The sequence below is a fragment of the Flagellimonas sediminis genome (genome assembly GCF_010500845.1).
Classification (GTDB): Bacteria; Bacteroidota; Bacteroidia; order Flavobacteriales; family Flavobacteriaceae; genus Flagellimonas; species Flagellimonas sediminis.
The window spans coordinates 74,080-100,456 of sequence record NZ_JAAAMI010000010.1 but is presented as its reverse complement, the minus strand read 5'-3'; the positions used below and the strand labels follow the sequence as shown (position 1 = coordinate 100,456).

Sequence of the window (26,377 nt, the reverse complement as noted above, 5' to 3'; positions counted from 1 at the left end):
TCGTAAATTGAATTAACGGATTAAACTTTTTTGAGCCAATTGTGTCCAAAAGGCAATAACCATTAATTCAGCAGTATGAAAAATCTAAAACTGATATTGTTTTTGTTTGCCCTCTTTTTTGTGGGCACTACCGAGTATGCCGAAGCCCAAGTAACGAGAGGGCAGGAGAGGAGGGTGGTTCGAAGAAAGGTTCGCCGTCATAACCGTAGGGTGGTCCGTAGGACTTTAAGACGGTTGCCAGCGAACACCAGACCGATTGTTTATCGTAAAATTTCCTATTACCCTGTTGGCGGCATGTACTACATCCACCGCAATGGAATCTATGTAAGGACTTTTCCGCCAAGGGGATTTCGGTTGGCCGTTGTGCCCACCACAGCAATGATTATTACAGTAGGTACTACTCGTTACCATTACGCTGATGGTGTGTTTTATCAACCTGTTGATGGGGAATATGCTGTGGCTGCCCCACCGATTGGCGCTGTAGTAAAGGAACTTCCAGAAGATGCCGAAGAAATCGATTTTGACGGGGTTACCATGCACGAACTCAATCAGGCGGTTTATAAGGAAGTGGAAAATGGATATGAAATCATAGAAGTGCTGGAAGATGATAGGGAACCATAAAGCCTTCGGGCAGTTTGATCAAGACATAAAAAAACTCCCTCAAAGATTTTTGGGGGAGTTTTTGTTTGTGGTTTAGTTTGGAAAGATTTGGGACTTCAAAGATGCGTCAACATCGCGGCGAAAAAAATTAATAGTTGTCAAACCATTGGTTTTTGTAGTGAAAATATCCCCTTATTGATGTGTCATCGATGAACGGTATTTTTACTACGATAAAAGCCCTCAGCATATTTAATGTTGAGGGCTTTTTTCTATTGATTATTCTTAATTAAGGTATATTAATGTACTAGTTTGTGGTGTCAGGGATCAATACCGTATCAATTACGTGGACCACTCCATTGATAGCCTGTACATCCACGGCTATAATGCCTATTCCTGTGTTTCCTGCACCATCGGTAATATCGGCAATATTATCACCAGTGCCAGGTAGACTGAAGGTAAGGGCATCACCTTCCAAAGTATTGGCGGTGGCTCCATTGCTCAAATCACCGGAGCGTACATTGGCACCTGCAACCACGTGGTGTTGTAAAATTGGAATTAGGTCAGCTTCTCCCGGAATATTGGGCAATGCTTCAAATGCAGTGTTGGTTGGAGCGAACACGGTAAACGGATCACTACCTGAACCACCTTGGGCCGAAAGGACACTTACAAAATCTGTACTGGGCGTCAATTCGGTCAAAGCTTGCACCAATGTAGAGAAGTTCGGGTCGGCTGCGGCAAAAGTGACCACGGTAGGCAAGTCGATTACGGCATCCACCACATGGATCACACCATTCGATGCCACAATGTCAGCGAAAATAACATCACTGGTCCCGTTCAAGGTCACCCCATCATCGGTGTTAATGTACAAGCTTAAGTTTTCGTTAGCTGCAAATTCGGCAGCCGTGTTCACATAGGAATTTTCCAAACCTGTAGAAAATGCAGCGGCGCCTATGACCACGTGATTGGATAAGATGGCATTCAAATCGTTCCCATTAGGATTGGTAAAGGCGGTGAAGGCATCATTGTTTGGTGCAAACACGGTGAAATCTTCATTTTCATTGGACAAAAGGTCGGTAAAAGTGGTATTGCCGCCACTGGTCAAAGCTCCTACCAATGAGGATAGGTTTGGATTGGCCGCGGCATGCTCCACAATATTTGGAATATCGATCACCGCGTTCACCACATGTACAATACCGTTCAATGCTTTTACATCGGGCACTTGAACTGTGGATACCCCGTTAAAGATGACATCTCCTGATGCATCAAAATAAAGGCTAACGTTTTCGTCACCAGCTCCCACGGCCAAAGTTTTGGTGTATCCAGAACCCAAGCTGGCCAAGTCGGCGGAAGTCACCTCACCACTGATTACGTGATTCAAAAGTACATTGGTCAACACATCTACAGGTATATCACTCAATTGGGCGCCACCCAAAAAGGTTTCAAAAGCTTCGTCGGTTGGTGCAAGAACTGTGAAAGGACCTTCACCTCGCAACACTGAGGGCAGATCACCGTCCGCTGCTTGAAGAGCAGCTACTAAACTTTCCAAATTTTCATTTCCCAATGCCAAATCGGTGATGGGTACCAAAATAATATCGGCCAATTCATCCAAAATAGCTTGGGGAAGCAATACTTTATCAATAATATGCACCACACCGTTGGAGGCTTCAACGTCTGGGGTAATCACCCTGGCGTCAACAGAAGTGGCATCGCCAATAAATACACCGCCCGTGGTGGAAACTTCCAAGGTTGAACCTTGTAGTGTGGTAATGGTCTGCCCATCACTCAGATCGGTGGAAAGCACGGCGGCCCCAGGTACTACGTGATACGTTAGGATCACGGCCAACAGGTCCTGTAGTTGTTGGGTGCTGAAATCGTCCAGGGAATCAAATCCATCCAATTGGGCCAACAGATCGTTGAAGGCTTCATTGGTAGGGGCAAAAACGGTAAAAGGACCTTCACCGCTCAAAGCGGCTACCAAATCATTGTTAGAGCTTTCATCAGCCTTCTGCAGTGCGCTGACCAAAGTGCTCAGTTCTGCTGTAGCTTGGGCTGTAGCCACAATGTTAACCTGTGTTTCAGGAGGGTTTGGTCCGTCGTCATCAGAGCATGAAACCATGGTCAATGTAAATAGAACAAACATTAATCTTGCAATTTTTTGTAGAGTTTTCATGTGTTTGTGGTATATTTTGTTTAACGTTTTAAAAATAATAGTAAACAAAATAGTTACAATATTGTTTAACATTTTAGCTTAAAAGTTTAACAAAAAAATGTTCATTTTGTGGGGATTAGCATTTGGACAACAGTTTTATACAATGGTAAAAGCTGTTTTTTATTCCATGCATTTCGTATTTTTGTACCCTTATAGCATTGAGATGAAAAAGGTTGTTGTAGGACTTTCGGGAGGAGTGGATTCCAGTGTGGCCGCATATCTGTTGAAGGATCAGGGATATGAGGTAATTGGCCTTTTTATGAAGAACTGGCATGACGATTCCGTGACCATTTCCGAGGAATGTCCTTGGTTGGAGGATAGCAATGACGCGTTGATCGTGGCCGAGAAATTGGGTATTCCTTTCCAAACGGTAGATCTGAGTGCCGAGTACAAGGAACGTATTGTTGATTATATGTTCAACGAATATGAACGAGGACGTACACCCAATCCGGATGTGCTTTGCAACCGCGAGATCAAGTTCGATGTGTTCCTTAAAATTGCCTTGCAATTGGGTGCCGATTATGTGGCCACAGGACATTATTGTAGAAAGGATATCATTAAAAATGCCGATGGTACCGAAACCTATCGGTTATTGGCAGGCAAGGATCCCAATAAGGACCAATCCTATTTCTTGTGCCAGTTATCGCAAGAGCAATTGGCCAAAACCTTGTTTCCCATTGGGGAATTGTTGAAACCTGAGGTGCGACAAATTGCCGCAGCGCATAATTTGATCACGGCCGACAAAAAAGATTCGCAAGGGCTCTGCTTTGTGGGTAAAGTGCATCTGCCCGATTTTTTACAACAAAAACTGAAGCCCAAAAAAGGAGTGATCGTGGAAGTGCCCAGCACAGCCTCGCAATTTGCTTTGACCGTGCCCGAGTTTCACAATGAAAAGGAGAAATTGGCCTTCCAAGCCGAAAAACCTATTTTTTCCATGGAAGATGGCAAAGTAGTGGGAGAGCACCAAGGGGCGCATTACTTTACCATTGGCCAACGTAAGGGCTTAAATGTTGGGGGTACCAAAGAGCCTTTGTTCGTTATTGAAACCGATGTGGACAAGAACATCATATACACCGGACAGGGCAAGACACATCCGGGACTGTTCCGGAATACGCTTTTTGTGAAAGAGGATGAACTGCATTGGGTACGCCCCGATTTGGCTCTGAAGGAAGACGAAACCATGGAGGTGATGGCTCGCATCCGCTACCGTCAACCTTTACAGCAAGCCACCCTCTATAAAGTAGGGAACGGACTTTATGTAGATTTCCAGGAAAAGCAATCCGCTATTACCGAGGGCCAGTTCGTGGCTTGGTATGTGGGCGAGGAATTGGTAGGTTCCGGAGTGATTTCGTAATCCTTCAGAAAATTGACATTTCGTCATTCTGAATTTATTTCAGAATCCTTTACAATATTATTTTTATTTTGATGGGAAACTGAAACAAGTTCAGTTTGACAATTATTCAATAGTACATGCAAAACAAAATTACCCAACTTTTCGGAATACAATATCCTATCATTCAGGCAGGTATGGTCTGGGCCAGTGGTTGGCGGTTGGCTTCAGCGGTTTCCAACGCGGGTGGCCTGGGTCTTTTGGGAGCCGGGAGTATGTATCCAGAAGTATTGGAAGAGCATATCGAAAAATGTAAAAAGGCCACCGACAAACCTTTTGGGGTAAATGTCCCCATGCTATATCCGGACATCGATAAGTTGATGAAGATCATCGTGGACCAAGGGGTGAAAATCGTCTTCACTTCCGCAGGAAACCCAAAAACCTGGACCTCCTATCTCCAAGAAAAAGGGATTATCGTGGTGCATGTGGTCAGCAGTGTCAAGTTTGCCATGAAAGCCCAAGAAGCGGGTGTAGATGCCATCGTTGCGGAAGGTTTTGAAGCGGGAGGCCACAACGGAAGGGACGAGACCACCACTATGGTATTGATTCCCTCCGTGAGGGAAAAAATAAGCGTTCCCCTGATTGCCGCAGGGGGCATTGCCACAGGTAGGGCCATGTTGGCCGCCATGGTGCTCGGTGCAGATGCGGTTCAAGTGGGTAGCCGATTTGTGGCAAGTCTCGAAGCATCGTCCCATGACTTATTCAAAAAATGGGTGGTAGATGCCCAAGAAGGCGATACCCAACTCACCTTAAAAGAGCTGGCCCCCGTACGCTTGCTCAAAAATAAGTTCTATCAAGATGTGCAAGCGGCGTATACCAAGGGAGCTTCTGTAGAGGATTTAAAAACCTTGTTGGGAAGGGCTCGGGCCAAGCGCGGCATGTTCGAAGGTGATATGGAAGAAGGGGAGCTGGAAATCGGTCAAGTTTCTGGATTGATACACGATATTAAACCCGCTGCCCAAATTGTGGCCGACCTAATCGCCGAATTCAACCAAGCCAAGGCGGAAATTCAAGACTACTAGTGTTTTACAGGGAAAGTTTCGGAAACTTTTAATACTTTTAGCGGGAGCAATGAGAACACTTGTCCCCACACTAGTATTTTTTGTGCTCGCTTCCTATTGCCATGGGCAAGTGGAACGGGACAAAGCACTCCATTTTTTGGGAGGAAACCTTTTTGGTCTGGCTGGAGCCGGAATCGCCAAACAGGCTTCTGATGGCAATCGTATCTGGACCTTTGTCGGTTCTGTGGCTGGGAGTACCTTGATCGGGTTGGCCAAAGAGACGGTGGATGCGGGCCAGCGAAACAATGGCTGGGACAACGACGATTTGGCCGCTACTATCCTAGGAGGTGTTACCGTTGGGGTTACCATTGATCTTTTCGCCAAAAAAGATGATAACAAACGGTTACGAGGTCGATATTCCAGCCTAGAGCGAAAGAAGAAAAAGCGCAATGATTTTTCTTTAGAACCCCAATTTGTAGTGTTGGATGGGAAGTTACCTAGTTTGAATACGCTTGGTCTTTCTTCTATGGATGTGACTAAATAAGTCCTCTTGCCTTTATTTCCAAGTATTTATTGATGGTGTTGATGGTGAGTTCTTCCGGTTTTGTCAATATGGTCTGGATACCGTGCTTGCGCAATTCGTTCACGATTAATTTTTTCTCATAAATAAATTTCTCCGCTATCGTCTACTCAAATATTTGATGGACCGTCTCCGCTTTTTGGGTGGCAAATTCATTCAGTTCGGTATTTTCAAAGAAAATCACCACCAAAAGATGTTGCTTGGCCATGGCAGTCAAATAGGGGAGCTGGCGGTGGAGTGCATCCAATGTTTCAAAGTTGGTATAGAGCAACAGTAGGCTTCGCTGGTTCAAGTTTCGCTTTACATCAACATACAATCTGCTGAAATCACTTTCGATAAAATTGGTTTCCAGATTGTATAGTGTTTCCAAAATCAGGTTCATTTGTGAACTGCGTCGCTCGGCAACCACCCTGTTTTCGATTTTGTCGCTGAAGGAGAACATACCAGCCTTATCTTGCTTTTTCAAAGCGATGTTGCTGATCACCAAGGTAGCGTTGATGGCATAGTCCAAGAGGCTCAATCCATTGAAGGGCATCTTCATTACCCGGCCTTTATCGATGACCGAATAGATGGGCTGCGATTTTTCATCCTGATACTGGTTCACCATCAATTGGCTGCGTTTTGCGGTTGCTTTCCAGTTGATGTTACGGATATCATCGCCCAAAACATAATCCTTGATCTGTTCGAACTCCATGGTATGTCCAATCCGGCGGATTTTTTTCAGCCCATATTCGTGCAATCGGCTGGTGAAAGCGATAAGGTCGTATTTCTGCAATTGCAAAAAGGAAGGATAAACTGGCACTTCCTGTTCTTGGTCGAACCGATATTTTTTGGCCAAAAAACCGATCGGGGATTTTGCAAAGACATTTAAGCTTCCAAAGGAGTACACCCCACGTTCTGTGGGACGAAGATGGTATTGGTAGAGTTTGGCCTGCCCTTTTTCCAATTTGCTTTCCAGACCAAAATCCCTTTTTTGGAACTGGAAAGGCATCTCATCGATGATTTTTAAGGTAACGGGAAAGAGATAGGTGTTTCCTAACTTCAACCGGATCAAATTATCATCCCCATTGGAAAGTTTGTCGGTCAATATGCGATGACCCTCAATTTTTCCTTTGGATGCAAAAAGCAAAAGCAGGTCGACCAAGAGCAACAAAATGAACAAAGCGAAAAGAATCTTGAAGGCCCCAAACAGGTTGGGAACCATAAAGGAAACCACAAATCCGGCCACTAAGGTCGTCAAGATTATGAAGAACCGTTTTTGGAGATATATGGGCCTAAAGATTTTTTTCACAGGGCTTATCTTGGAATTTCGATGCTTTCCACAATCTGTTTTACCACTTGCTCCGCGGTCAACCCTTCCATTTCACGTTCCGGGGTGAGCATGATACGGTGCGCCAAAACAGGGGCGGCCACCTTTTTAATGTCCTCAGGGGTTACAAAATCCCGTCCATTGATGGCAGCCAATGCCTTGGATGCCTCCATGATCGATATGGAAGCCCTTGGCGAGGCCCCTAGGTACAAATTGGCATTGGAACGGGTATTGTCCACAATGGATGCTATGTATTTCAGGAGGTTCCTCTCCACAATAATGGACCTAATGGTATTTTGATATTCCGCTATCTCGGCCGCGGATAGCAAGGTGCTTACCAAATCTTCCTCCACCTTGGTCCTTTGTCCATGCTTACTTTCCAAAATTTGGATTTCTTCTTCCAAGCTCGGGTAATACACATTGATCTTGAAGAGGAATCGGTCCAATTGGGCCTCTGGCAAGCGATAGGTGCCTTCCTGTTCAATGGGGTTTTGGGTAGCAAACACCAAAAAGGGCGGCTGCATGGCATACTCGATACCGTCCATGGTAATCTGCCGTTCGGCCATGGCCTCGAACAGGGCAGCTTGGGTTTTGGCGGGGGCACGGTTGATCTCGTCGATCAATATTATATTGGAGAACAAGGGTCCTTTCTTGAACTCAAACTCCGAGGTTTTCACATTGAAGATGGAAGTGCCCAAAATATCGCTGGGCATTAAGTCGGGAGTAAACTGGATACGGCTGAAATCCACGTTCAAGGTTTTGGCCAATAATTTGGCGGTCACCGTTTTGGCCACTCCAGGGACCCCTTCGATCAACGAATGTCCATCGGCCAGAATGGAGATGATCAACAACTCGATCATGTCCTGTTGCCCAATGATCACTTTGCCCAATTCAGATTTTATCTGGCCCATAGCTTCCTGAAGCTTGGTCAGGTCCACTCGGGAGCTGAACTGAAGTCCGTCGTCTTGTGTTTCTTGTTCTTCCATAGATATCACTGCTTAAATGCGGTTATTTTTTTGTTGAGTTCTATACTATCCTGCTCGGTGTGGGAGCTTTTGTTCTTTAATCGAATGATGAATTCGATCAATTTTTTGGTCTGGTCCAGGTCTTTGCCCGACTTGGCGGCCAATAGTTGAATGGTGCGCTCGTTCATTTGGGCGGTATCCACATGATATTGGGTGCGCATGTCGGCCAAAAAGTAATTGATCTTTTTATGGATCAAATCGGTGTAATCCTTATTTTGATGGTACAGGGAACCTACCGCTTTGGCAAATTCCACCGAGGAATTTTTTAAGGGTTCCACCACCGGAATGATCCGCTGCTCGCGTTTGCCCTTGAACAGCACAAAAAACAGAATGCCCAAAATGGTCAAGTAATAGGCCCATTTGAGTGAAGCTTGGTTCAATACAAATCGCATGGGGGAATCGATGATCACACGGCCTGCTTTTTTGTAATTGTCCCAATACAGCAGCTCACGGTCCGTTATATAAGAAAATGTTGAGGTTGCATAATCCGCGTTCCCTTTTAACATATAGTAATTGGCATAGGCCTGGGGTGTGGTGCTGAGTAGGAACTGCCCTTTCCCAAAATTGGTTTTGATAAAATTGGGACGGGTCACGGTTTCCTCGGGCTTGTCATCCAAATAAGTACTGCGGGTATAGGTAATGTGCCCCAAAATGGTAGTGCTGGTCGAATCCACGCTAGAAAAATGGGAATTGAACACGCCCCGTGAAAGCTCATATGTACGATTGACAAACGCATCATGGGTAAGATCCAATATAGCCGTACCTTCTTGCAACGAATAATCGGAGTCGATACCAATATTTAGGGTATCCATTAACTCTGGACCAAAACCAGTAGCGGCAATGAACACGGTATTGCCCTGATGGACAAAATCCAACAATTGATGGGTTTCTTGGGTGTCCAAATCAAGATATTCATTAATGAACAAGTAATTGGCTGCCTGTAGGGTATCTCGTTCCGTTAACACATCGTACACACTTTCCTGAACGGTTTCAATGGTACTTTCCGGGAAAATGGTTGGCAGTTCATTGTAAAGCACGTAGCATCCAAATGGGATTTTGTCCACTGCTGTGTACGATGGCCGCCAATTGATGGGTTTGGGACGCACAATTTCCGTAACGATGATGCCCAGCATCACCACTATAAAAACCACGATGACTATTTTTGATCTCCGGTCCATACTCAGCGTGTGATCAGGTTTTTAAGTTTGTTGAACCGTACATCGGTTTTTTCGTAGCCCGATTCGTCCAAGGGCTGTTCCCCGTACCAAATGTGTTCGTAGAGATAGGAAGCTTTCTTGAACTCTTGCCGGAGTTGGTCCTCCTTTATTTCCCGTTGATAGTCTGAATTGGTCTTTTCAAAATGCCAGGCGATCAGGTTTTGTTGGGACAAGAGTTTCAATAGTTTCAAAAATTGATAGCGCACCGCCAAGCGATAATCTTTGTTTTTTAGGGCATCGTTCATCAAGGCATCCAAATCGATGGACTCAATATGTTGTTCGGAAAGGTCAATATCGATGATGGATTTGGCCTTTTTGGTAAATAGGGCGTTGAACTGTTCGTTAACGAACATGCGCACCAGCAAGTAGATCACCAAGGCACCCATGAGGGCGTAAATGATGTACTCCAAAATCAACAAGGTCTGTGGGGATATATCGAAACCGAAGGTGTTGCTGACCAAATTCAGGAACCAGCGAATGGCCCGACTGAGTAGGTTGGCCGATTCTCCCGTTTTTACATCATAATCAAATTCTTCCCCAGCATATTTTTGGTTAAGGTCGTCGGGCAGTTTCCGTTCCGTCAGTACCGAATTTTGATCCTCGGGCAATACAATAGAGTCGTTTTGGGCATAGCCCAGACCAACCCACAGGAAGAAAAATACTATGTACAACCGTTTGCTCACTGTTCTGTTTGACCTATCTGTTCGATTTTGCTTCTTGTGTTGATGTTATAGGTTTTTTCATGAAGGGCATAGAACAACACCCCGTTTACGAACTGGGAAAGGCACTGCGCATACACCATCAAAATAAGCAACAGCCAGGTGCCCAAAGTATAGACCACAGTGGCTACCATCGAAGTGCCCACTTCTATATTGTTTTCCACCACATGAAAGGTGTAGATACCTATGATGATGCCCGGAACCATCAATATAATGAAGAACAGCAGGCCGTTGAGCAATCCCAGAATAAAATTGACCCCTACCGAACGCCAAAAATTGTTGATGACCAAATTCCAGCCTTCACCGAAACCTTCAATTACCCCCTTGTTTTGGCTGAACATGCTAAAAAAGGAAACCCCGATCCAGGCAGTCATCCCAAATTGGACAATGTATTGGGCAATCATTCCCAGTAACGGGATGAGGGCCATGATAAAGGCCACAATAAAAAAGACGAGGTAAATGGGAATCAACAAGAGAACAAAGACCAACGTATTCCCCAAGTTTTTCTTGGTGTGCTGCCATACTTCCCGTTTGTCAAAATCCATTCCTCTGTATTCCTCATATTTCACCAAATAGGAAGAGCTCAAACTAAAATTGAATCCTACTACCACAATGAAAATGACAATTAAAAATATGATTCCTGTTATTATATAGGTGACATAGCTTTCTGTATTGCCTAGATCGGCGCTTACCCCATACTGGTTGTAGCCCTCGGTGATCATGCCCACAAAACCGGACACCAAAAAATAACTGGTGATCAAGAGGCCGATCAAGAAAATGCCATTATAGCTGAGAAACACATTGGTAAACTTTTTCAGGTTCTGCCGAAGAAAATCAAAATAAACGGAAAGGATGTCTCCGAAGTCACGGTTGATCCGGAGTTCAATGTATTTGTCCTTCATGTACTTTTCGGTTTAGTAAGATGGGGTATAGGATATAATAGAAAACAATCAAAACCAAGGAGCCGCCTATGATTAAAAACGCCAGCCAGTCGGGCATTTCGGCGTAGCGGGTTATGAATCCTTCGATAAACCCCGCAATAATGAAAAAGGGGATGGTGCTCACAACGACCTTCAAACCATCCTTGGCGCCTTTCATGAACGAGACCCTTCGCGAATAGGTTTTGGGGAACAAAATACTGTTGCCCATGATCAATCCCGCACAACCGGCGATGATGATTACGGATATTTCAATGGTGCCATGGAGCCAAATCTGTCGGTTTGCCTCAAAAAATACGCCTTTGGTGTAAAAGAACGTGATAAAGGCACCCAACATGATCCCGTTACTGAACAAAATATAGGCTGTGCCAATACTGGTGATCACTCCAAAGGCAAATGCCAAAAATCCCACGCGGATATTGTTGATGGTAATGCCCAAAAATGTACCGATTTCGCTTCCACTTTTATAGATGGCTGTGGGTTCGCCCATGGCAATGTTGTTCAAAGTCTCATTTACATAGGCGTCCCCCAATATCAAACGTACAAAAGTGGAATCATTGAGGGCCGAAAGGGCACCAATGGCCGTGGCCACGCCAAAGATCAGGAATGCGATGAGCAGGGTCTTGTGGTATTGTCGAAAGAACAGAGGGAATTCCTTGCCCCAGAATTCCAAGATCCTGTTGCCGGATTCTTTTTTGTTCTTGTAAATTTTTTGGTGTGCTTGGGAGGCCAGGGAGTTCAAGTACAATAAAGTCTTGCTTTCAGCGTAATAGGTCTGCGCGTAGGCCAGATCGTTGGTCAGTTGGATGTAGCCATCCACCAAGGCATCGGGATCGGTATGGGAACGGGATGCAATTGCTTTTTCAAAAGCAATCCATTTTTCCTTATTTTGTTTCACAAAGGCAGCTTCGCGCATACGTGGAATTTCCTAAAATCTAAAAATACGGTTATATGGGTAACCTCCAAATCAATACAACGCAAAATGTCAATCTAGATTATAAAATCGTTGGCCTCGGGGAGCGAATCGTTGCTTTTTTGATTGATGGACTCATCCTCTATATGTATACCTATCTGGTCAGTGTGATCAGCAATATCATTGGATTCATTTATGAGGATACCTGGACCCAACGGGGTTTGGCGGCACTCATTTTTTTACCGGCCATGTTCTATTCCTTATTGATGCACAGCTTGTTCAACGGACAGACCGTGGGCAAAATGTTGATGAAGATGCGGGTGGTGCGTTTGGATGGCACTCCAGTGCACTGGAGCAATTTGTTGGTGCGCTGGATGCTCCGTTTGGTCGATATTTGGATTTTTTTGGGCTCCATTGGGATTTTGAGCATTCTTTTTTCCGATAAAAGACAGCGCGTGGGCGATGCCGCAGCCGGTACGGTCGTGATCAGCACCAAGAAGAAAACCAAGGTCACCCATACCATTTTGGAAGAAGTGGAGGAGGAGTATGTGCCTCAATTCACCAATGTGACACTGCTTACGGATAAAGATGTGCGTTTGATCAAGGAAACTTATCTCATAGCCAAGAAAAGTGGGGATTTTAAAACGTTGACCGCCTTGCGCGTAAAAGTGGAAAGCATACTGAAAACCAATTCTTCCCTATATGATCTGCCATATTTGGATACCGTACTCAAAGACTATAATTTTTACACCCAAAAAATGTAAGCATGCTGTACCAGATCATTGATATCTTGGGTACCGTGGCCTTTGCCATCTCTGGCGTTTTGGTGGCCATGGAAAAGCGATTGGACCTCTTTGGCGTACTGATAATAGCCTTTGTCACTTCCATAGGGGGAGGTACTTTGCGTGACCTGCTCATTGGGAACACACCGGTGGTTTGGATGCGGGACCTAACCTATGTGGGCACCATCTTCATAACCGTAGTCTTTGCCATCATTTTTGTGAACCAACTCAAGTATCTGCGAAAATCGTTGTTTTTGTTCGATACCATCGGGATAGGTCTATATACTATGCTGGGTGTGGAAAAGGGATTGGAAGCAGAGCTTTTGCCCATCATGTGTATCTTCTTGGGTACTATGACCGCCTGTTTTGGCGGTGTGATCCGAGACATTCTTTGTAATGAAATACCTGTGATCTTCAGAAAAGAAATTTATGCCACGGCTTGTATTGTGGGTGGGGCAAGTTATTTTCTGCTCATTTCCCTTTCACTCAAGGAAAGTTATGCCTATATCGTTGCAATAATAGTGGTCATTTCCCTTCGACTTTTGGCAGTTTGTTTTGGCATCAGCCTACCTAACATTTACAAATTTAGGAGCTAAAATTTGAGTCTTTTGCCTCCGTATACAATTGCTTAATTCTTGATTAATCCCATTAACCGTTTGTTAAGCATTATTACTTTTCCATTAGTCGTTCTTCATCATTGATAATTCTACTTTGGTTCTCATATTGCCAAATTCAGGGACAATGGTCCATTTTACGATGGGTCCTTTAAGAGCAAACCAATCAACTGAACAAACGATGAAAACAACACAATCACTAACAATTTTATGTTTTATCATGACCTCTTTTTTGGGGTCGCATATGGCCCAGGCACAAGGCTGTGTGGCCATTCGGCATTTTTCCTCCTGTGTGGGGAATACCCTGGAAAGTAATCTTTTGGGTCCCGGAGATATTCAAATTGGAACCAATTACCGTTATTTTAAATCCTTTCGCCATTTCCGCGGCACGGAAGAAGAACCTGATCGTGTGGCCAATGGATCGGAAGTGATCAATCATTCGCATTCTTGGGATTTCTTCTTGACCTATGGCATTTCCGATAGGTTGTACACGAGTATCACCATACCAACAGTCATCAATACACGATCTTCGCTGTATGAACACGGCCGTGAAGAACGAAACACCACTTTTTCGAGGGGGTTGGCCGATATCCGTGTAGGTGTGGGCTATTGGGTTTTTGATCCCGTGGCACATCAAAACGGGAATTTGGCCTTGGGCTTGGGACTCAAATTGCCAACGGGCAATTACAATGCTTCTGATATTTTCTATAATGTTGGCCCAGAGGGGAGCCCTCAAGTGAGGCCTGTCGATCAAAGTATACAACCTGGCGATGGTGGTTTCGGGATTACAGTGGATTTTCAATTCTATCAAAAGATTGCGGAACAATTTTTCGCCTATGGAGGTGGATTTTATCTTGTCAATCCTAGGGAAACCAATGGCACAAGAACTTTTAGGGAAACGTTGAGTCCCATTTTACAAAATGAGGCCATTATGGCTGTTCCGGACCAGTTTTCGTTGCGTGCAGGGGTAAGCCATGCTTTTGGCACGAACTTCTCCGGCTCGTTGGGAGCAAGATATGAAGGTGTACCGGTAAAAGACCTTATCGGGGGCAACGAAGGTTTCAGAAGACCTGGAAATGTCCTTTCCATAGATCCGGGTATTGCCTTCATGAAAAACAATTTTGCCCTAAATCTGAATGTGCCTTTTGCGGTCCGCAGGGAACGTCCACAAAGTGTGACGGACAAGCAGACGCAGGAATTGACAGGTAATCCGAGAAACGGGGATGCGGCTTTTGCCGATTATTTGATCAATGTGGGCATCTCGTATCGATTCGCCAATAAAAAGGTAAAGGTGGATCAAGAACTCATGAATGAATTCAGGAACTAGGGCTAAAAGGTAGGAAGGAACCGGGATGCAGTTTGAACTTCCCTTGACCTGTCCCACAAATATTTAATCGATTAAAATTCATGATTGTCCTTTGTAAATTTCGAATTACAACCTTCTATTTTATAATTTTTATTTTCTCAGGATATTTGAGCCGTACCCAAATAAATCTGAGTGGAAAAGTGGTTGATGCGGCAGATGGACAGCCTTTATTGGGTGCCCAAATTGTGGTGTCTTCCAATGGAAAGGGAACGCTTACGGATGATTTTGGAAAGTTTGTCATACAGGTAGGCAGGGAGGATCGCGCAATTGTGGTAAAGTATTTGGGGTATGAAGATGTGGAAATTGCCATTTCATCATCAAATACGGATTTGGGGACCATTGCACTCACTAGATCGAATACCACCTTGGATGAGGTCATTGTAAGTGCGTCGCCCAAAAATTTCAAGACAGACTTTGTGGGAAGTAATTTTCGAATCAATCCAGTCACACTTCAAAATATAAACCCTTTGAGTACCGAAGAGGTATTACGTACCATTCCAGGGGTGAACATTGTTGGTGACATGGGATTGTCCAATAGGCCCAACATCAGTATCAGGGGATCTTGGGGAAGGCGTTCCAAAAAGGTATTGCTCATGGAAGATGGCACCCCATCTGCACCGGCGCCCTATATTGCACCTGGCGCCTATTACAATCCAGTGAGTGACCGGATCACCTCGATTGAAGTCTATAAAGGAGCTGATTTGCTCAAGTATGGCCCGAACAATATGTACGGGGCCGTGAATTACATCACTGCTCTACCTCCCCAGAAACCAACTTTGCGACTGAAGTTGACCGGAGGACAACGAAACTATACTTCCGGGTTGTTTTCCTATGGAGGCACTTGGAACCAAATAGGTGGCTTGGTGGAAGGGGTCTATAAAAAGTTTGATGGGTTTACCGACAATTCCTCCGTGGAGATTCTCAACCTGAACGCCAAGATATTTGCCCAACTATCCGAGGACCAATCCTTGTATTTTAAAGTAAGCGGACAGTTTGAGGATAACCAGGCCTCCCTGAGTTCCCAAACACCTTTTACCTTTGAGACGGACTATACCCAAAATCCGTTGGATGCCGATCAGTTTACCATGAGGAGGTACGGAGTGGACATCATTCACAAATGGCTGCTCCATGAAAACTTGAGTCTTACCACAAAAGTATATGCCTCCGATTTTGAAAGGGACTGGTGGCGACAGGTGACGGCAAAAGTCAAGGCTTCGGAGGTCCAGGATTATGTAGGGGATGATATTTTTGCCGACCGCTACTGGTATTTGGCTGGAAAAACATTTGGCGATGAGGATTATGTGATAGTGGGCCGTGTTCAGAACGGACGTGAAAGTACTACGGATAGTCGATGGATTTATAAGGTTTCTGGAATCAAAGAGACCATCAAAGCAAAATGGGAAGCTTTTAACGCTCCTAGCGAATTTGAGGCGGGCATCAATTTACATCGGGAAACCTTTAAGGATGTTTTCCTGCAGGCCGATAGTTCCCGCTGGGCACGGAATGGAAGGACCACTACAGACCTCTGGTACCGGCTTTGGTCTGCCAATGGGTATGTGAGAAACGAGTTCCATTTTGGAAATCTGTCCGCAATTCCCATTCTACGCTTTGAACACGTGGACATGTATCGCCAAAACTTGTTGGCCTTGGCCCAAGATCCAGATTTGCAAAGTGCTTCCGAAGGTAGGGAGCCCAATGTATACAATCAATTTTTGCCAGGCTTGACCCTGAGTCATAGATATGGCAAAGGGGAGTTCTATGGCAGTATTTACGAAGGGATGATTGCTCCTTCCAAGGTGTTTGGATTCTTGGTGGAACAGAATGGGGTGGTCACCAATCCATTGGCAGGTCAGAGTATCAACATTGATCCTGAATTGAGTTGGAACAAAGAGTTGGGATGGAGAGGCAGCTTGCTGAAAAACTGCATTCAAGGACAATTGACCTATTTTCACAATGCCAGCAAAAACTTCTACGCAGGAGGTAGGAATGAAGTTTTCAGTGAGTTGGGCAAGATCAATGTGCAAGGCATAGAAATGGCCATCAATGCAGAATTGTTCAAAAAGAATGACCATCAACTCCATTTTTTGGCCAATGTAACCTACTTGCATTCCAAAGTAATGGAAGGTCGCTTGGAGGATAAAGATTTGTTCTCACAGGTCATCCACAGTACGGCTACACAAGACGAATACATCAACAAAGTAAATGCAAACAGAAACGCATTTGAAATTTATGTGGATGAAGGGACAGGTGAGACCCTTTTAACCGATGCCACTATCGATGCTGCCGACTTTGCCAATATTACCAAAAGTGTGATCACCTTTGGTGACGGTGGGCTATCCGATACCGAAGCACCTTACACTCCAAAAATCAACATGAACCTTGGATTGAACTATGATTGGAGGGGATTTTCAAGTGGATTAAGTGTGCAGCACGTAGGGACACAGTATACCGAGTTTCACAATTTTGTGAACGAATCCGCAGATGGTGCCATTGGGGAATTACCTTCCTACACCACCGTGGATGCCTTTGTAAACTATGATTTTAACATAGGTGATAAGGTAGATGCCACTGTTTTTGTCAATGGGAAAAATATAATGGATGACGTATACCGTGCATCAAGGTTGAATAGGGCCACTTCTGGCATTTTTGCTGGCGGCTTTCGTCAGGTCATTTTTGGAATCAATATGAAAATTTAATCTCAAAATAATGGACGCAACTAAATTAAAAACCAATCACAAATGGATTTCCATCGCCATAGGTGTTGTTTACCTATGGTTCGGGGCCCTAAAATTCGTTCCCAATCTGAGTCCGGCAGAGGGTCTGGCCAAGAACACCATTCACCATTTAACCTTTGGATTATTGGCGGATGAAGTTTCTATCATCCTATTGGCTATATGGGAGGTTGGGCTAGGCATTTTGTTGATCAGTCAACTCTTTAAAAGAACAGCGGTCATCATTGCCATAGTGCATATGGTTCTTACCTTTACTCCATTTCTTTTCTTTCCGGATGAGGTATTCACCAGTGGACCGTTTGCTTTGACATTGGTTGGTCAATATATCGTAAAAAATATCGTAATACTGGCAGCCTTGCTTTCCATTTATGAAGGAAAGAAGGTAAAAGTGGTGCATGTCCAAGGGGAAAAACCCGATAAAGAAGTTGTTTATGGCGGGGGTATCAGCCTACAAACACCTCTTCAAAAAACTTGGTCATCCGCAGCCAAGAACGATCGTTTGCCAGTTGATTGAACATCATTCCCTGATCGGGTGCATTGGCATTGGGATTGGTGAACGCATGACCAGTGTGTCCGAACACGTCCATCTCCCAAATAGCGTTCCTTTCGGTAAGCTCATATCCCAAGGAAATAATGTCTTTTGGAAACGCAAGGGGATCCTCCCAACCATGGAGCACCAAGATTTTGGATAATATATCACCTTCTTGTTCCAATCCCGGCGGATCAAAAATACCATGGAAACAAACGGTTCCTTTAATATCGATACCCGATCGGGCAAGATCCAAGGCACATTTTCCACCAAAGCAGAACCCGATAATGGCAGTTTTATCGGTATCGGCCAATTCATGTTTTTTAATTTCCTGAAAAGCCAAGAGCAACCTATCCAATAATGCTTGGCGATTTTCGAGCATTTCGTTCATGAATTCTTCGGCCTGTTCCGCATTTTTGGCCCTTTTGCCCTTACCATAAACATCCACGGCAAATGCCAAATAACCAAGTTTGGCAAGTTCAATGGCTTTGTCCGTTTCAAACTGGGACTGTCCCATCCAGGTGTGGGCAACCATGACAACGGGGCGTTTTCCTTCAAGGCTGGCATCATGGGCAATTACGCCCTCAAAGATATGACCGGTACCTTGGTAGCTGAATTTGTTAGTTTTAATCATTATGAGTTAGTTGTTCCGTTCAAAACTAAATTAGATTTTTTTTGATTCGGTCACAATACCTCGGCCTTTAGGATATAAACATTTTTTAAAGGCCAGTCCCCGTCACCAACGGTCACTTGATTGATTTTGTCCACCACATCCATCCCTTCAATGACCTTTCCAAAGGGGGTATAAGAGCCGTCCAAATGGTAGGATCCCGGTTTGGTGACCACAATAAAGAATTCATAAGGAGAGGCCAATTTATGTGGATTGTCCCTTTCGCTACTGGGCATGGAAATGGTGCCCCTGTCATGTCGGTATCCTTTTTTGGCATCTGGAGGCAACAGGTAACGTCCTATTTTTTGGCGCTTTAGAGCAGTTCGTTTGTCATCGGAATTTCCACCTTGGATAATGAAATCCTTCACCACTCTATGGAATTGGGTGCTGTCAAAATATTTTTGACGGGCCAAATAGATGAAATTGGCCTTGTGGTAGGGAACGTTGTCATAGAGTTCTAAGGTAAAACTACCCATGTTCGTAGTGATTTTGACCTTGTTTTTCTTCAAGGTTTTGTTGTAGTTAAAAAAGAAATCGATGGCATTTTCCTCTGTCAATACAAAGGCTGTATCTTTTTCATGTGTAATGGTGTCTTTTTCCATTTGAGGAATGGAGTCGATCTTTTCAATTTTTTCCTCAACTTTGTCTGCGTTATTTTTAGGGTTTTCGCCGCAAGAAATACAAAAGATAAACAGGATACCCGCGGTGAATATGGACGGTTTCAACAACATGAATTTTAACGATTTTTGTCAACGGGCTTTAAATTTAAAAAATCTCCCACTACCTGGTGAGGTTTCCCACCATAAAATGTCCCCGGCATTACGGATTCAGTGGTTAAAGGAAAACAAAATTGAAGATGCCAATCCTAAAAGGGCAGGAGTTCTGGCCCTTTTTTACCCTGATCTGGAACAGCAGACGCGGTTGCTTTTGATTTTAAGAAAGGTTTACGAAGGGGTCCATTCCAACCAAATTGGTTTCCCCGGAGGAAAATTGGAAGATCATGATAGGGACCTGTTGGACACGGCCTTAAGGGAGACCCATGAAGAGGTTGGGGTATTGCCATCCACTGTACAGGTGATCAAGGAACTCAGTGAAGTTTACATTCCGCCCAGTAATTTTTTGGTACAACCCTTTATTGGCATTTACCCCAATCCAAAGCCTTTTGTGAAGGATGAAAGCGAAGTTGAACGATTGGTGGAGGTATATTTGCGCGACTTTATGGACGATTCGAGTTTGATCCAAGAAAATTTAAGCACTTCGTATGCAAAAAATATAAACGTACCAGCTTATAAATTAAATGGTTATACGGTTTGGGGTGCCACGGCCATGATGTTGAGTGAAATCAGGGAACTTTTGCAACAAGTCCTTTAACCGCGATTTTGTAAATTTGTCAACAATACCAAACCCCATGGGCCTTTTCAAGAGAAATCCTTTTGGTCATATTTTGTTCCTGAAACGTTGGTTGATCCGCATTGCGGGTATGATGACGCATCAACGTTATAAGGGCTTCAATACATTGGAGATTGAGGGTTCACAAATAATCCGTGACCTTCCGGAGAACAATGTACTTTTTGTAAGCAATCACCAAACCTATTTTGCCGATGTAGTGGCCATGTTCCATGTTTTCAATGCCAGTTTAAGTGGAAGGGAGGACAACATCAAGAATTTAGGTTATCTCTGGTACCCAAAATTGAACATTTACTACGTGGCCGCCAAGGAGACCATGAAGAAAAGCCTGCTTACCAAAATTTTGGCGTATGCTGGTTCCATCAGTATTGAAAGGACTTGGAGAGCCGGCGGGCAGGATGTGAACCGACAGGTAAAATTCAGCGATATCACCAATATTGGGAAGGCACTTGATGATGGTTGGGTAATCACTTTTCCACAAGGGACCACAACTCCTTGGAAACCTTTAAGAAAGGGTACCGCTCACATCATCAAAAAATACAAACCGGTTGTTGTGCCGGTGGTGATCGATGGTTTTAGAAGGTCATTCGATAAAAAAGGGCTGCGTGTGAAAAAGAAAGGGATTTTGCAATCTATGCAAATTAAACAACCTTTGGATATTGACTACGACAATGAATCTGTCGATGCCATTTTGGAGAAGTTGGAGTATGCCATTGAACAACATCCTTCCTTTTTAAAAGTAATTCCGCAAGCCGAACTATTGGCCTACGAGGAAGAGAACCAAAAAAGAAGGTACAGCTACAAAGGCAATTAGATTTCCAATTTTTTCAGTTCATTGTAATTTTCCCGGAGCCTTTTGAGCAAGATTCCATATAAAAGCTTGTAGAACAGCCAGATCAAGAATAGGATAACAACTGTGAATACGATTGAAATGCCGATGACCATGATCCAAAAAACCGTGGAATTGCCATCTCGGGAAGCTGCTTCCACAATCTCTTTGCCTTCCGGTCCGTAGAGCAAGACCCCATACATATTGGTGATCAGATACGTGGTAAAGATGATTAAGTTGAACCAAACATATTGGGTTACGGTCCGCTTTACCTTAAGAATCGTTTGCATTAGTTTTTTGGAAGAATCAGTAAAGGAAATCTTCTTGTAGTTGTTGTAAAATTTAAAGATGAAATATAGGATGATAGCATAATTGACCACATTGAGTACCATGATCACCTTATGGATATGTAGGTCCTTTAACTCCTGAATGGAATCTGGGTCGTTGAAGATAAGATTGATGCCTGCCCAAAAAACGAATTCGAGAATACTGATGTAAAAGATCCATTTCACTATGGAAGAGGACTTTTTCCAGATCATCTTATATATTTGGTCATATGACAATTTAGGAAGGTCTGCCTCCCTTTTCTGCCAGTCTTTTTTCAAGAGCTCCAGTTCATCCATCATAATTACGGATTTAGTATGGTCCTTAATTTGTTTTTCACCCTGTTCATCTTCACCCTTGCATTTACTTCGGTAATACCCAAAGTTTCGGCTATTTCGGTGTAGTCCTTGTCTTCCAAATACAGAAATATCAGCGCTTTTTCAATATCACCCAGTTGTTTGATCGCATCGTACATCAGCTTTAACCTTTTTTCTTCCGTATCGTCATATTCGTTTGCTTTGATCTTGTTAATGACCGATTCGTAATCCTGGGTCTGCACCCTTTTTTTGGATTTACGATACAAAGTGATGGCGGTGTTCAAGGCAACTCGGTACATCCAAGTGCTGAATTTGGCATCTCCCCGAAACTTTGGGTATGCTTTCCACAGTTGTACAGTGATTTCCTGGAACAGGTCGTTATGAGCATCCTTATCGTTCGTGTACAGGCTGCACACCTTGTGAACAATATTCTGATTGTTCTCAAGTTCCGTCACAAAACGATGTTCCAGTTCTTTGTTCACTAATGGTTGGTGAGTTTGCTTTATTAGTATGGATAAAGCAGTTTTTGTTACAGCAACCCCTATAAATTATTTACGGTAGTCCAATGCAGGCGGCCTATTGCCCAACATAGGAACATATTTAAAATCCTTGCCCCTGCGCTCTTCCAGTTCGGCTTTGGCGGCTTTTACGGTATCAGGATTTTGGAATATGTCAATGGCAGTCAGCGCAATGGTTTTGGCGGCGACCATCATACCTTTGGTTCCAATGGACATTCCTCCAGCGGCAACAGCTTGCCAACTATGGGCAGGCGTTCCAGGAACCCAAGTAGCGGCTCCTAATCCAGCTGTTGGAACAGTGAAGCTTACATCTCCAACATCGGTGGAACCATAGGCCTGTGCACTTTCTTTATAGGGTTGGATGTTTTCTGCGGTGGCCAGATCCAAAGTCTCTTTGCCCAAGGTTTTGGAGATTTTCTCGCCAAAGGCTTTTTCCTCTTCGGTATAAGTTACTCCACCTACTTTGGTCAAATTGTCATACATGATTTTTTGAACGGTAAGGTTCGGAAGCAATTCATGTGTTCCTCCGATCATTTCATATTCCATGGTGGTCCCGGTTCCCAATGCCGCACCTTCAGCTGCTTTTACTATGCGATCAAAAATGTCGGTGACCACTTCCCTGCTAAAATGACGCGCATAATAGTAAACCTCGGCAAAATCGGGTACCACGTTTGGTGCTTTGCCCCCGTTGGTGATCACATAATGGATTCTGGTGTCTTGGGGAATGTGCTCACGCATCATATTAACCATCATGTCCATGGCTTCCACGCCATCCAAGGCGGAACGACCTTTATCAGGAGCCCCCGCAGCATGAGCGGATACTCCATGAAACCTGAATTTGGCAGACTTGTTGGCCAAGGCAGCACCGGCGCTGGCAGCATTGGCGGCACCTGGATGCCAGTGTAGGGCAATGTCAACATCATTGAAGACACCTTCACGGACCATATACACTTTACCAGAACCTCCTTCTTCGGCGGGACAGCCATAAAAACGAATGGTTCCCTGGATCTTGTTGGACTTCAACCAATCTTTTACAGAAATGGCAGCGGCAGTGGAAGCTGTTCCGAATAAATGGTGACCACAAGCATGACCGGCCGCTTTACCAGCTGAAACTTTTTCTGGAACCGCTTGTTGGGAAAGTCCAGGCAGTGCATCAAACTCGCCCAAAATAGCGATAACAGGATAACCGGAACCATATTCGGCCACAAATGCGGTGGGGATACCGGCAATTCCTTTTTTTACCGTGAAACCAGCATCGGCCAGTGTTTTTTGTAAGAGTCCGGAACTTTGTTCCTCCAAATACCCCATTTCGGCAAAATCCCAAATATTATGGGCTATTTCGCCATATTTTTTGGTCTTGGCATCAAGATCTTTCAATACATCGTCCTTACTTTCTTGAGCCAAAAGGGTAGAAGCACCCAAGAATAACAGGGCACTTAGCGGGAGAAATTTTTTCATCGTATGGAGTTTTTTGAGTTAGGCTTTAAAGATACTAAAAAACCCATCCCAAATGTGGTCGAGATGTGTGGGAATCCGTAATTTTACGGGCATGTCTAGCATGAACATTCCACAATCCAGTAATCCGAGGTTCGTCATCATAGGAGGTGGCTTTGGAGGTATAGCCTTAGCTAAAAAATTAAGGGACAAAGAAGCCCAAGTGGTTCTTTTGGACAAGCACAATTACCACAACTTTCAGCCTTTGCTCTATCAGGTATCTACTGGTGGATTGGAGCCCGATTCCATCGCCTATCCCATCCGGAAGGTATTGCAGGGCTATCCCAATTTCTACTTTAGATTGGCCAATGTGGTCGAAATTGATACAGTCAAGAAAAAGGTATTCACCAACATTGGCGATATCAACTACGATTATTTGATCGTGGCCACGGGGTCCCAGACCAATTATTTTGGGAACAAGGGAATAGAGGCCATGGGTATGGCTATGAAGACCATACCGCAGTCATTGAATTTGAGGAGCTTGATCTTGGAGAATTTTGAACAAGCCTTGTTGACCGACGATCTTCATGCCCGTGATGCCCTGATGAACTTTGTGATCGTAGGAGGTGGTCCCACAGGTGTGGAATTGGCAGGAGCTTTGGCAGAGATCAAGAAAGGGATTCTGCCAAAGGACTACCCTGACTTGGATACCAGAAGGGCACAGATCAATTTGATACAGGCAGGTGACAGATTATTGCCCGCCATGAGTGAGGTGGCCTCCCGAAAAGCTGAGCGTTTTTTGGAGGGATTGGGGGTAAATGTGTGGAAGAACATACGGGTGTCCGATTATGATGGGCTTCATGTGACCACAGATACGGATGTTTCCTTTGATACGGCAACTTTGGTTTGGGCCGCGGGTGTTTCTGCCGTGAGCATCAAAGGATTGGATGCCAAGGAATTTCTGTGTAGGGGTAATCGGTTGAAAGTGAACCAATTTCATCAAGTGGAAGGGTTCAAGAACATTTTTGCCATTGGTGATGTGGCCCAAATGGAATCGGAGGATTTTCCGAATGGACACCCCATGATGGCGCAACCTGCCATACAACAGGGTAGGAGTCTTGGTGAAAACCTGGTGCGCTTGATAGATGGCAAGCCCATGAAACCATTTGTGTATCGAGATAAAGGAAGCATGGCCACCGTAGGGCGCAACAAGGCTGTAGTGGATTTACCTAAAATTAAGTTCCAAGGGGTGTTTGCATGGTTTGTGTGGATGTTTGTCCACCTCTATTTCCTCATTGGTTTTCGAAATAGGGTAGTAGTATTCATCAATTGGGTCTACAACTATGTCCGTTTTGACCGGGAAGCCCGATTGATTATCCGACCCTTTAAAAAGCAGAACCAAGTGGAACGCAATAAACTAATGCAGGACTGATTCTCCAATGTATCTTCTTAAAAACCAGCGTTAAAGTTTGGCAAAACTTCTTTGTGAATAAGATAGGATGGGGTAATTTGTGGTAAAACACAAACCATGTCCATCCTCCGATTCTTTTTTATTATAGCCTACTGTATCTTTTATTTGGAAGCAGCCCAAGGTCAAACAACAAATACAACCCCGTTGTCTCCTGAGATTCCTATTTATCTGGAAGGGTTTGATTATCCCATGTTTGACAAAATATCCAATTATGCTTGGTTTAGGCTTAATTGGAAGGTGTTGGAAGGTACTGAAATCAGTTTGGGTGGGGAACATTATCGCAATTATTTTGCTGATCGTTTTACTGTTTCGGCCCAATTGAAGCAATACTTGGACCAAGAATTATATTTATTTGGCGGCCATCAACGGGAATGGGATCTATTGAACAAAGGAGCGGGTTATCCAAATCCGATTCCATTACAAGAGGCCTATTTTGGAGTGGGATACGATGTGGCCCCGAACCTAATGATAGAAGGAAGGGTTGTTCGGCCACTAAATAAGGCAGAATTCAATAAGGTTGGTTTTGATGGGTTTAAAACACGGGTGGAAATGGGTACCCGAATCAAGTTCTAAAGTTATTTTCGGGGATGGAACTCGTTCAACACTTTGGACAGGTGTACCCTGTTTACATGCATATATACCTCGGTCGTGGTGATGCTCTCGTGACCCAACATTTGTTGAATGGCCCTTAGGTCGGCTCCATTTTCCAGTAAATGCGTTGCAAAAGAATGCCTGAACGTATGGGGACTGATGCTTTTTTTCAACCCGATCTGTTCGGCCAATTGTTTGATGATAGTAAAGATCATGGCCCTTGTGAGTTGTTTTCCCCTGCGGTTTAGAAAAACAAAATCCTGATGCTCTTTTTGGATGGGTAAATGTACCCTGACCTGATTCCGATACAGGTTGATGTATTTTTTGTTAAAGTCGCTAATGGGGACAAAGCGTTGTTTACTTCCCTTGCCTGTGACCTTTATGAAATCCTCGTCAAAATAAAGGTCGGATAATTTTAGGTTGATCAATTCCGAGACCCTTAGCCCACAGCCATAGAGAGTTTCCAAAATGGCCCTGTTGCGCTCCCCTTCGGGTTTGGAAAGATCAATGGCGTTGATCAAATCATTGATTTCGGTAACGGAGAGGGTATCGGGCAATTTTCGTCCAATTTTAGGTGTTTCAATGAGTTCCATTGGATTGTTTTCTCGATAATCCTCAAAAATGAGATAGTTGAAAAAACCCTTCAAACCCGAAATGACCCTTGCCTGAGTGCGTGGATTTACCGTTTTGGCAAGATCATAAATGAATTGTTGAACGGTGTCCTTTCCAATTTTTAGCGGCTTCTCATCAATTTCCATTTCTTCCAGATAACCCGAAAGCTTTTGTAGGTCTAAAGTATAATTGGTAATGGAATTTTTGGAAAGTCCACGTTCTATCTTCAGATAATTTTGGTAATCCTTGATTGCCTGTTGCCAATTCATGGGATAAAGAT

At 44.1% G+C, this 26,377-nt stretch carries 25 protein-coding genes and 1 pseudogene; 13 read left to right on the top strand and 13 right to left on the bottom strand.

Going from position 1 to position 26,377, the window contains the following annotated elements:
- Nucleotides 1-75 precede the first annotated feature (75 nt).
- Nucleotides 76-621 carry a DUF6515 family protein gene (locus GTK07_RS16555; RefSeq protein WP_163636345.1) on the top strand — a complete coding sequence of 182 codons (546 nt, stop codon included), beginning with the start codon at nucleotides 76-78 and terminating at the stop codon, nucleotides 619-621.
- A 283-nt stretch (nucleotides 622-904) separates the two neighbouring features.
- Here GTK07_RS16555 and GTK07_RS16550 read toward each other — a convergent pair whose 3' ends face one another.
- Nucleotides 905-2,740 (bottom strand): fasciclin domain-containing protein, encoded by a 1,836-nt coding sequence (locus GTK07_RS16550; protein WP_235932904.1) that lies wholly within the window; start codon nucleotides 2,738-2,740, stop codon nucleotides 905-907.
- Nucleotides 2,741-2,972: 232 nt separating this feature from the next.
- Here GTK07_RS16550 and mnmA point away from each other — a divergent pair, with 232 nt between their 5' ends.
- The 3 genes from mnmA (at nucleotide 2,973) to GTK07_RS16535 (ending at nucleotide 5,744) form a co-directional block, all read left to right on the top strand.
- Complete coding sequence (gene mnmA, locus GTK07_RS16545) at nucleotides 2,973-4,163, top strand: tRNA 2-thiouridine(34) synthase MnmA (protein WP_163636343.1); 1,191 nt, start codon at nucleotides 2,973-2,975, stop codon at nucleotides 4,161-4,163.
- A gap of 116 nt (nucleotides 4,164-4,279) precedes the next feature.
- Nucleotides 4,280-5,221 carry an NAD(P)H-dependent flavin oxidoreductase gene (locus tag GTK07_RS16540; RefSeq protein ID WP_163636342.1) on the top strand — a complete coding sequence of 314 codons (942 nt, stop codon included), beginning with the start codon at nucleotides 4,280-4,282 and terminating at the stop codon, nucleotides 5,219-5,221.
- Between the two features lie 49 nt (nucleotides 5,222-5,270).
- Nucleotides 5,271-5,744: a YfiM family lipoprotein gene (locus GTK07_RS16535; RefSeq protein ID WP_203583829.1), complete on the top strand. Its 474-nt coding sequence runs from the start codon at nucleotides 5,271-5,273 to the stop codon at nucleotides 5,742-5,744.
- Here GTK07_RS16535 and GTK07_RS16530 read toward each other — a convergent pair.
- From GTK07_RS16530 to GTK07_RS16505, 6 genes and pseudogenes are all read right to left on the bottom strand, one after another.
- A pseudogene (locus GTK07_RS16530) lies at nucleotides 5,737-7,071 on the bottom strand (DUF58 domain-containing protein). The gene GTK07_RS16535 and the pseudogene GTK07_RS16530 sit on opposite strands and share 8 nt — an antisense overlap.
- A gap of 5 nt (nucleotides 7,072-7,076) precedes the next feature.
- Nucleotides 7,077-8,075 (bottom strand): AAA family ATPase, encoded by a 999-nt coding sequence (locus GTK07_RS16525; protein ID WP_163636341.1) that lies wholly within the window; start codon nucleotides 8,073-8,075, stop codon nucleotides 7,077-7,079.
- 5 nt (nucleotides 8,076-8,080) lie between these two features.
- Nucleotides 8,081-9,292, bottom strand: coding sequence for a DUF4350 domain-containing protein (locus tag GTK07_RS16520; RefSeq protein WP_163636340.1), 1,212 nt, complete (start codon nucleotides 9,290-9,292; stop codon nucleotides 8,081-8,083).
- A gap of 2 nt (nucleotides 9,293-9,294) precedes the next feature.
- Nucleotides 9,295-10,014 (bottom strand): DUF4129 domain-containing protein, encoded by a 720-nt coding sequence (locus GTK07_RS16515; protein WP_163636339.1) that lies wholly within the window; start codon nucleotides 10,012-10,014, stop codon nucleotides 9,295-9,297.
- A complete protein-coding gene (locus tag GTK07_RS16510; RefSeq protein ID WP_163636338.1) occupies nucleotides 10,011-10,952 on the bottom strand; it encodes a hypothetical protein in 942 nt (313 codons plus the stop codon). The genes GTK07_RS16515 and GTK07_RS16510 overlap by 4 nt, the downstream gene beginning before the upstream one ends.
- On the bottom strand, nucleotides 10,933-11,904 hold the full coding sequence (locus tag GTK07_RS16505) for a stage II sporulation protein M (protein ID WP_163636337.1): 972 nt from the start codon (nucleotides 11,902-11,904) through the stop codon (nucleotides 10,933-10,935). The genes GTK07_RS16510 and GTK07_RS16505 overlap by 20 nt, the downstream gene beginning before the upstream one ends.
- Nucleotides 11,905-11,939: 35 nt before the next feature.
- Between GTK07_RS16505 and GTK07_RS16500 the strand changes: the two genes are divergently transcribed.
- The 5 genes from GTK07_RS16500 (at nucleotide 11,940) to GTK07_RS16480 (ending at nucleotide 17,909) form a co-directional block, all read left to right on the top strand.
- Nucleotides 11,940-12,665 carry an RDD family protein gene (locus GTK07_RS16500; RefSeq protein WP_163636336.1) on the top strand — a complete coding sequence of 242 codons (726 nt, stop codon included), beginning with the start codon at nucleotides 11,940-11,942 and terminating at the stop codon, nucleotides 12,663-12,665.
- Between the two features lie 2 nt (nucleotides 12,666-12,667).
- On the top strand, nucleotides 12,668-13,279 hold the full coding sequence (locus tag GTK07_RS16495; RefSeq protein WP_163636335.1) for a trimeric intracellular cation channel family protein: 612 nt from the start codon (nucleotides 12,668-12,670) through the stop codon (nucleotides 13,277-13,279).
- Between the two features lie 199 nt (nucleotides 13,280-13,478).
- On the top strand, nucleotides 13,479-14,624 hold the full coding sequence (locus tag GTK07_RS16490) for a hypothetical protein (RefSeq protein ID WP_163636334.1): 1,146 nt from the start codon (nucleotides 13,479-13,481) through the stop codon (nucleotides 14,622-14,624).
- Between the two features lie 146 nt (nucleotides 14,625-14,770).
- A complete protein-coding gene (locus tag GTK07_RS16485) occupies nucleotides 14,771-17,359 on the top strand; it encodes a TonB-dependent receptor (RefSeq protein WP_163636333.1) in 2,589 nt (862 codons plus the stop codon).
- A 10-nt stretch (nucleotides 17,360-17,369) separates the two neighbouring features.
- Nucleotides 17,370-17,909: a hypothetical protein gene (locus GTK07_RS16480; RefSeq protein ID WP_203583828.1), complete on the top strand. Its 540-nt coding sequence runs from the start codon at nucleotides 17,370-17,372 to the stop codon at nucleotides 17,907-17,909.
- Here the strand turns inward: GTK07_RS16480 and GTK07_RS16475 are convergent.
- Together GTK07_RS16475 and GTK07_RS16470 are read right to left on the bottom strand one after the other, a co-directional pair.
- Entirely contained in the window at nucleotides 17,839-18,558 is a 720-nt protein-coding gene (locus GTK07_RS16475; protein WP_163636332.1) for a dienelactone hydrolase family protein, read from the bottom strand. The two genes, GTK07_RS16480 and GTK07_RS16475, sit on opposite strands and share 71 nt — an antisense overlap.
- Before the next feature lie 50 nt (nucleotides 18,559-18,608).
- Entirely contained in the window at nucleotides 18,609-19,325 is a 717-nt protein-coding gene (locus GTK07_RS16470; protein WP_163636331.1) for a peptidylprolyl isomerase, read from the bottom strand.
- Between GTK07_RS16470 and GTK07_RS16465 the strand changes: the two genes are divergently transcribed.
- Both GTK07_RS16465 and GTK07_RS16460 read left to right on the top strand, forming a co-directional pair.
- Nucleotides 19,324-19,965, top strand: coding sequence for an NUDIX hydrolase (locus GTK07_RS16465; protein WP_163636330.1), 642 nt, complete (start codon nucleotides 19,324-19,326; stop codon nucleotides 19,963-19,965). The two genes, GTK07_RS16470 and GTK07_RS16465, sit on opposite strands and share 2 nt — an antisense overlap.
- A 37-nt stretch (nucleotides 19,966-20,002) precedes the next feature.
- A complete protein-coding gene (locus GTK07_RS16460; RefSeq protein WP_163636329.1) occupies nucleotides 20,003-20,815 on the top strand; it encodes a lysophospholipid acyltransferase family protein in 813 nt (270 codons plus the stop codon).
- Here GTK07_RS16460 and GTK07_RS16455 read toward each other — a convergent pair.
- From GTK07_RS16455 to GTK07_RS16445, 3 genes are all read right to left on the bottom strand, one after another.
- On the bottom strand, nucleotides 20,812-21,453 hold the full coding sequence (locus GTK07_RS16455) for a hypothetical protein (protein WP_417939607.1): 642 nt from the start codon (nucleotides 21,451-21,453) through the stop codon (nucleotides 20,812-20,814). The two genes, GTK07_RS16460 and GTK07_RS16455, sit on opposite strands and share 4 nt — an antisense overlap.
- 5 nt (nucleotides 21,454-21,458) lie before the next feature.
- Complete coding sequence (locus tag GTK07_RS16450) at nucleotides 21,459-21,953, bottom strand: RNA polymerase sigma factor (protein ID WP_163636327.1); 495 nt, start codon at nucleotides 21,951-21,953, stop codon at nucleotides 21,459-21,461.
- A 66-nt stretch (nucleotides 21,954-22,019) separates the two neighbouring features.
- A complete protein-coding gene (locus GTK07_RS16445) occupies nucleotides 22,020-23,447 on the bottom strand; it encodes an amidohydrolase (RefSeq protein ID WP_163636326.1) in 1,428 nt (475 codons plus the stop codon).
- Between the two features lie 100 nt (nucleotides 23,448-23,547).
- Here GTK07_RS16445 and GTK07_RS16440 point away from each other — a divergent pair, with 100 nt between their 5' ends.
- Both GTK07_RS16440 and GTK07_RS16435 read left to right on the top strand, forming a co-directional pair.
- Entirely contained in the window at nucleotides 23,548-24,855 is a 1,308-nt protein-coding gene (locus tag GTK07_RS16440; protein WP_163636377.1) for an NAD(P)/FAD-dependent oxidoreductase, read from the top strand.
- 96 nt (nucleotides 24,856-24,951) lie between these two features.
- Entirely contained in the window at nucleotides 24,952-25,467 is a 516-nt protein-coding gene (locus tag GTK07_RS16435) for a hypothetical protein (protein ID WP_163636325.1), read from the top strand.
- Between the two features lie 2 nt (nucleotides 25,468-25,469).
- On the opposite strand, the gene xerD is transcribed toward GTK07_RS16435, so the two are convergent.
- Nucleotides 25,470-26,366 (bottom strand): site-specific tyrosine recombinase XerD, encoded by an 897-nt coding sequence (gene xerD / locus GTK07_RS16430; protein ID WP_163636324.1) that lies wholly within the window; start codon nucleotides 26,364-26,366, stop codon nucleotides 25,470-25,472.
- Between the last annotated feature and the right edge of the window lie 11 nt (nucleotides 26,367-26,377).

What these genes read in the sequence shown, in the direction of transcription:
- GTK07_RS16555 (WP_163636345.1), top strand. Translation starts at nt 76, where the DNA reads ATGAAAAATCTAAAACTGATATTGTTTTTGTTTGCCCTCTTTTTTGTG.
- GTK07_RS16550 (WP_235932904.1), bottom strand. Translation starts at nt 2,740, where the DNA reads ATGTTTGTTCTATTTACATTGACCATGGTTTCATGCTCTGATGACGAC.
- mnmA (WP_163636343.1), top strand. Translation starts at nt 2,973, where the DNA reads ATGAAAAAGGTTGTTGTAGGACTTTCGGGAGGAGTGGATTCCAGTGTG.
- GTK07_RS16540 (WP_163636342.1), top strand. Translation starts at nt 4,280, where the DNA reads ATGCAAAACAAAATTACCCAACTTTTCGGAATACAATATCCTATCATT.
- GTK07_RS16535 (WP_203583829.1), top strand. Translation starts at nt 5,271, where the DNA reads ATGAGAACACTTGTCCCCACACTAGTATTTTTTGTGCTCGCTTCCTAT.
- GTK07_RS16525 (WP_163636341.1), bottom strand. Translation starts at nt 8,075, where the DNA reads ATGGAAGAACAAGAAACACAAGACGACGGACTTCAGTTCAGCTCCCGA.
- GTK07_RS16520 (WP_163636340.1), bottom strand. Translation starts at nt 9,292, where the DNA reads ATGGACCGGAGATCAAAAATAGTCATCGTGGTTTTTATAGTGGTGATG.
- GTK07_RS16510 (WP_163636338.1), bottom strand. Translation starts at nt 10,952, where the DNA reads ATGAAGGACAAATACATTGAACTCCGGATCAACCGTGACTTCGGAGAC.
- GTK07_RS16505 (WP_163636337.1), bottom strand. Translation starts at nt 11,904, where the DNA reads ATGCGCGAAGCTGCCTTTGTGAAACAAAATAAGGAAAAATGGATTGCT.
- GTK07_RS16500 (WP_163636336.1), top strand. Translation starts at nt 11,940, where the DNA reads ATGGGTAACCTCCAAATCAATACAACGCAAAATGTCAATCTAGATTAT.
- GTK07_RS16495 (WP_163636335.1), top strand. Translation starts at nt 12,668, where the DNA reads ATGCTGTACCAGATCATTGATATCTTGGGTACCGTGGCCTTTGCCATC.
- GTK07_RS16490 (WP_163636334.1), top strand. Translation starts at nt 13,479, where the DNA reads ATGAAAACAACACAATCACTAACAATTTTATGTTTTATCATGACCTCT.
- GTK07_RS16480 (WP_203583828.1), top strand. Translation starts at nt 17,370, where the DNA reads ATGGACGCAACTAAATTAAAAACCAATCACAAATGGATTTCCATCGCC.
- GTK07_RS16475 (WP_163636332.1), bottom strand. Translation starts at nt 18,558, where the DNA reads ATGATTAAAACTAACAAATTCAGCTACCAAGGTACCGGTCATATCTTT.
- GTK07_RS16465 (WP_163636330.1), top strand. Translation starts at nt 19,324, where the DNA reads ATGAATTTTAACGATTTTTGTCAACGGGCTTTAAATTTAAAAAATCTC.
- GTK07_RS16470 (WP_163636331.1), bottom strand. Translation starts at nt 19,325, where the DNA reads ATGTTGTTGAAACCGTCCATATTCACCGCGGGTATCCTGTTTATCTTT.
- GTK07_RS16460 (WP_163636329.1), top strand. Translation starts at nt 20,003, where the DNA reads ATGGGCCTTTTCAAGAGAAATCCTTTTGGTCATATTTTGTTCCTGAAA.
- GTK07_RS16455 (WP_417939607.1), bottom strand. Translation starts at nt 21,453, where the DNA reads ATGGATGAACTGGAGCTCTTGAAAAAAGACTGGCAGAAAAGGGAGGCA.
- GTK07_RS16445 (WP_163636326.1), bottom strand. Translation starts at nt 23,447, where the DNA reads ATGAAAAAATTTCTCCCGCTAAGTGCCCTGTTATTCTTGGGTGCTTCT.
- GTK07_RS16440 (WP_163636377.1), top strand. Translation starts at nt 23,548, where the DNA reads ATGAACATTCCACAATCCAGTAATCCGAGGTTCGTCATCATAGGAGGT.
- GTK07_RS16435 (WP_163636325.1), top strand. Translation starts at nt 24,952, where the DNA reads ATGTCCATCCTCCGATTCTTTTTTATTATAGCCTACTGTATCTTTTAT.
- xerD (WP_163636324.1), bottom strand. Translation starts at nt 26,366, where the DNA reads ATGAATTGGCAACAGGCAATCAAGGATTACCAAAATTATCTGAAGATA.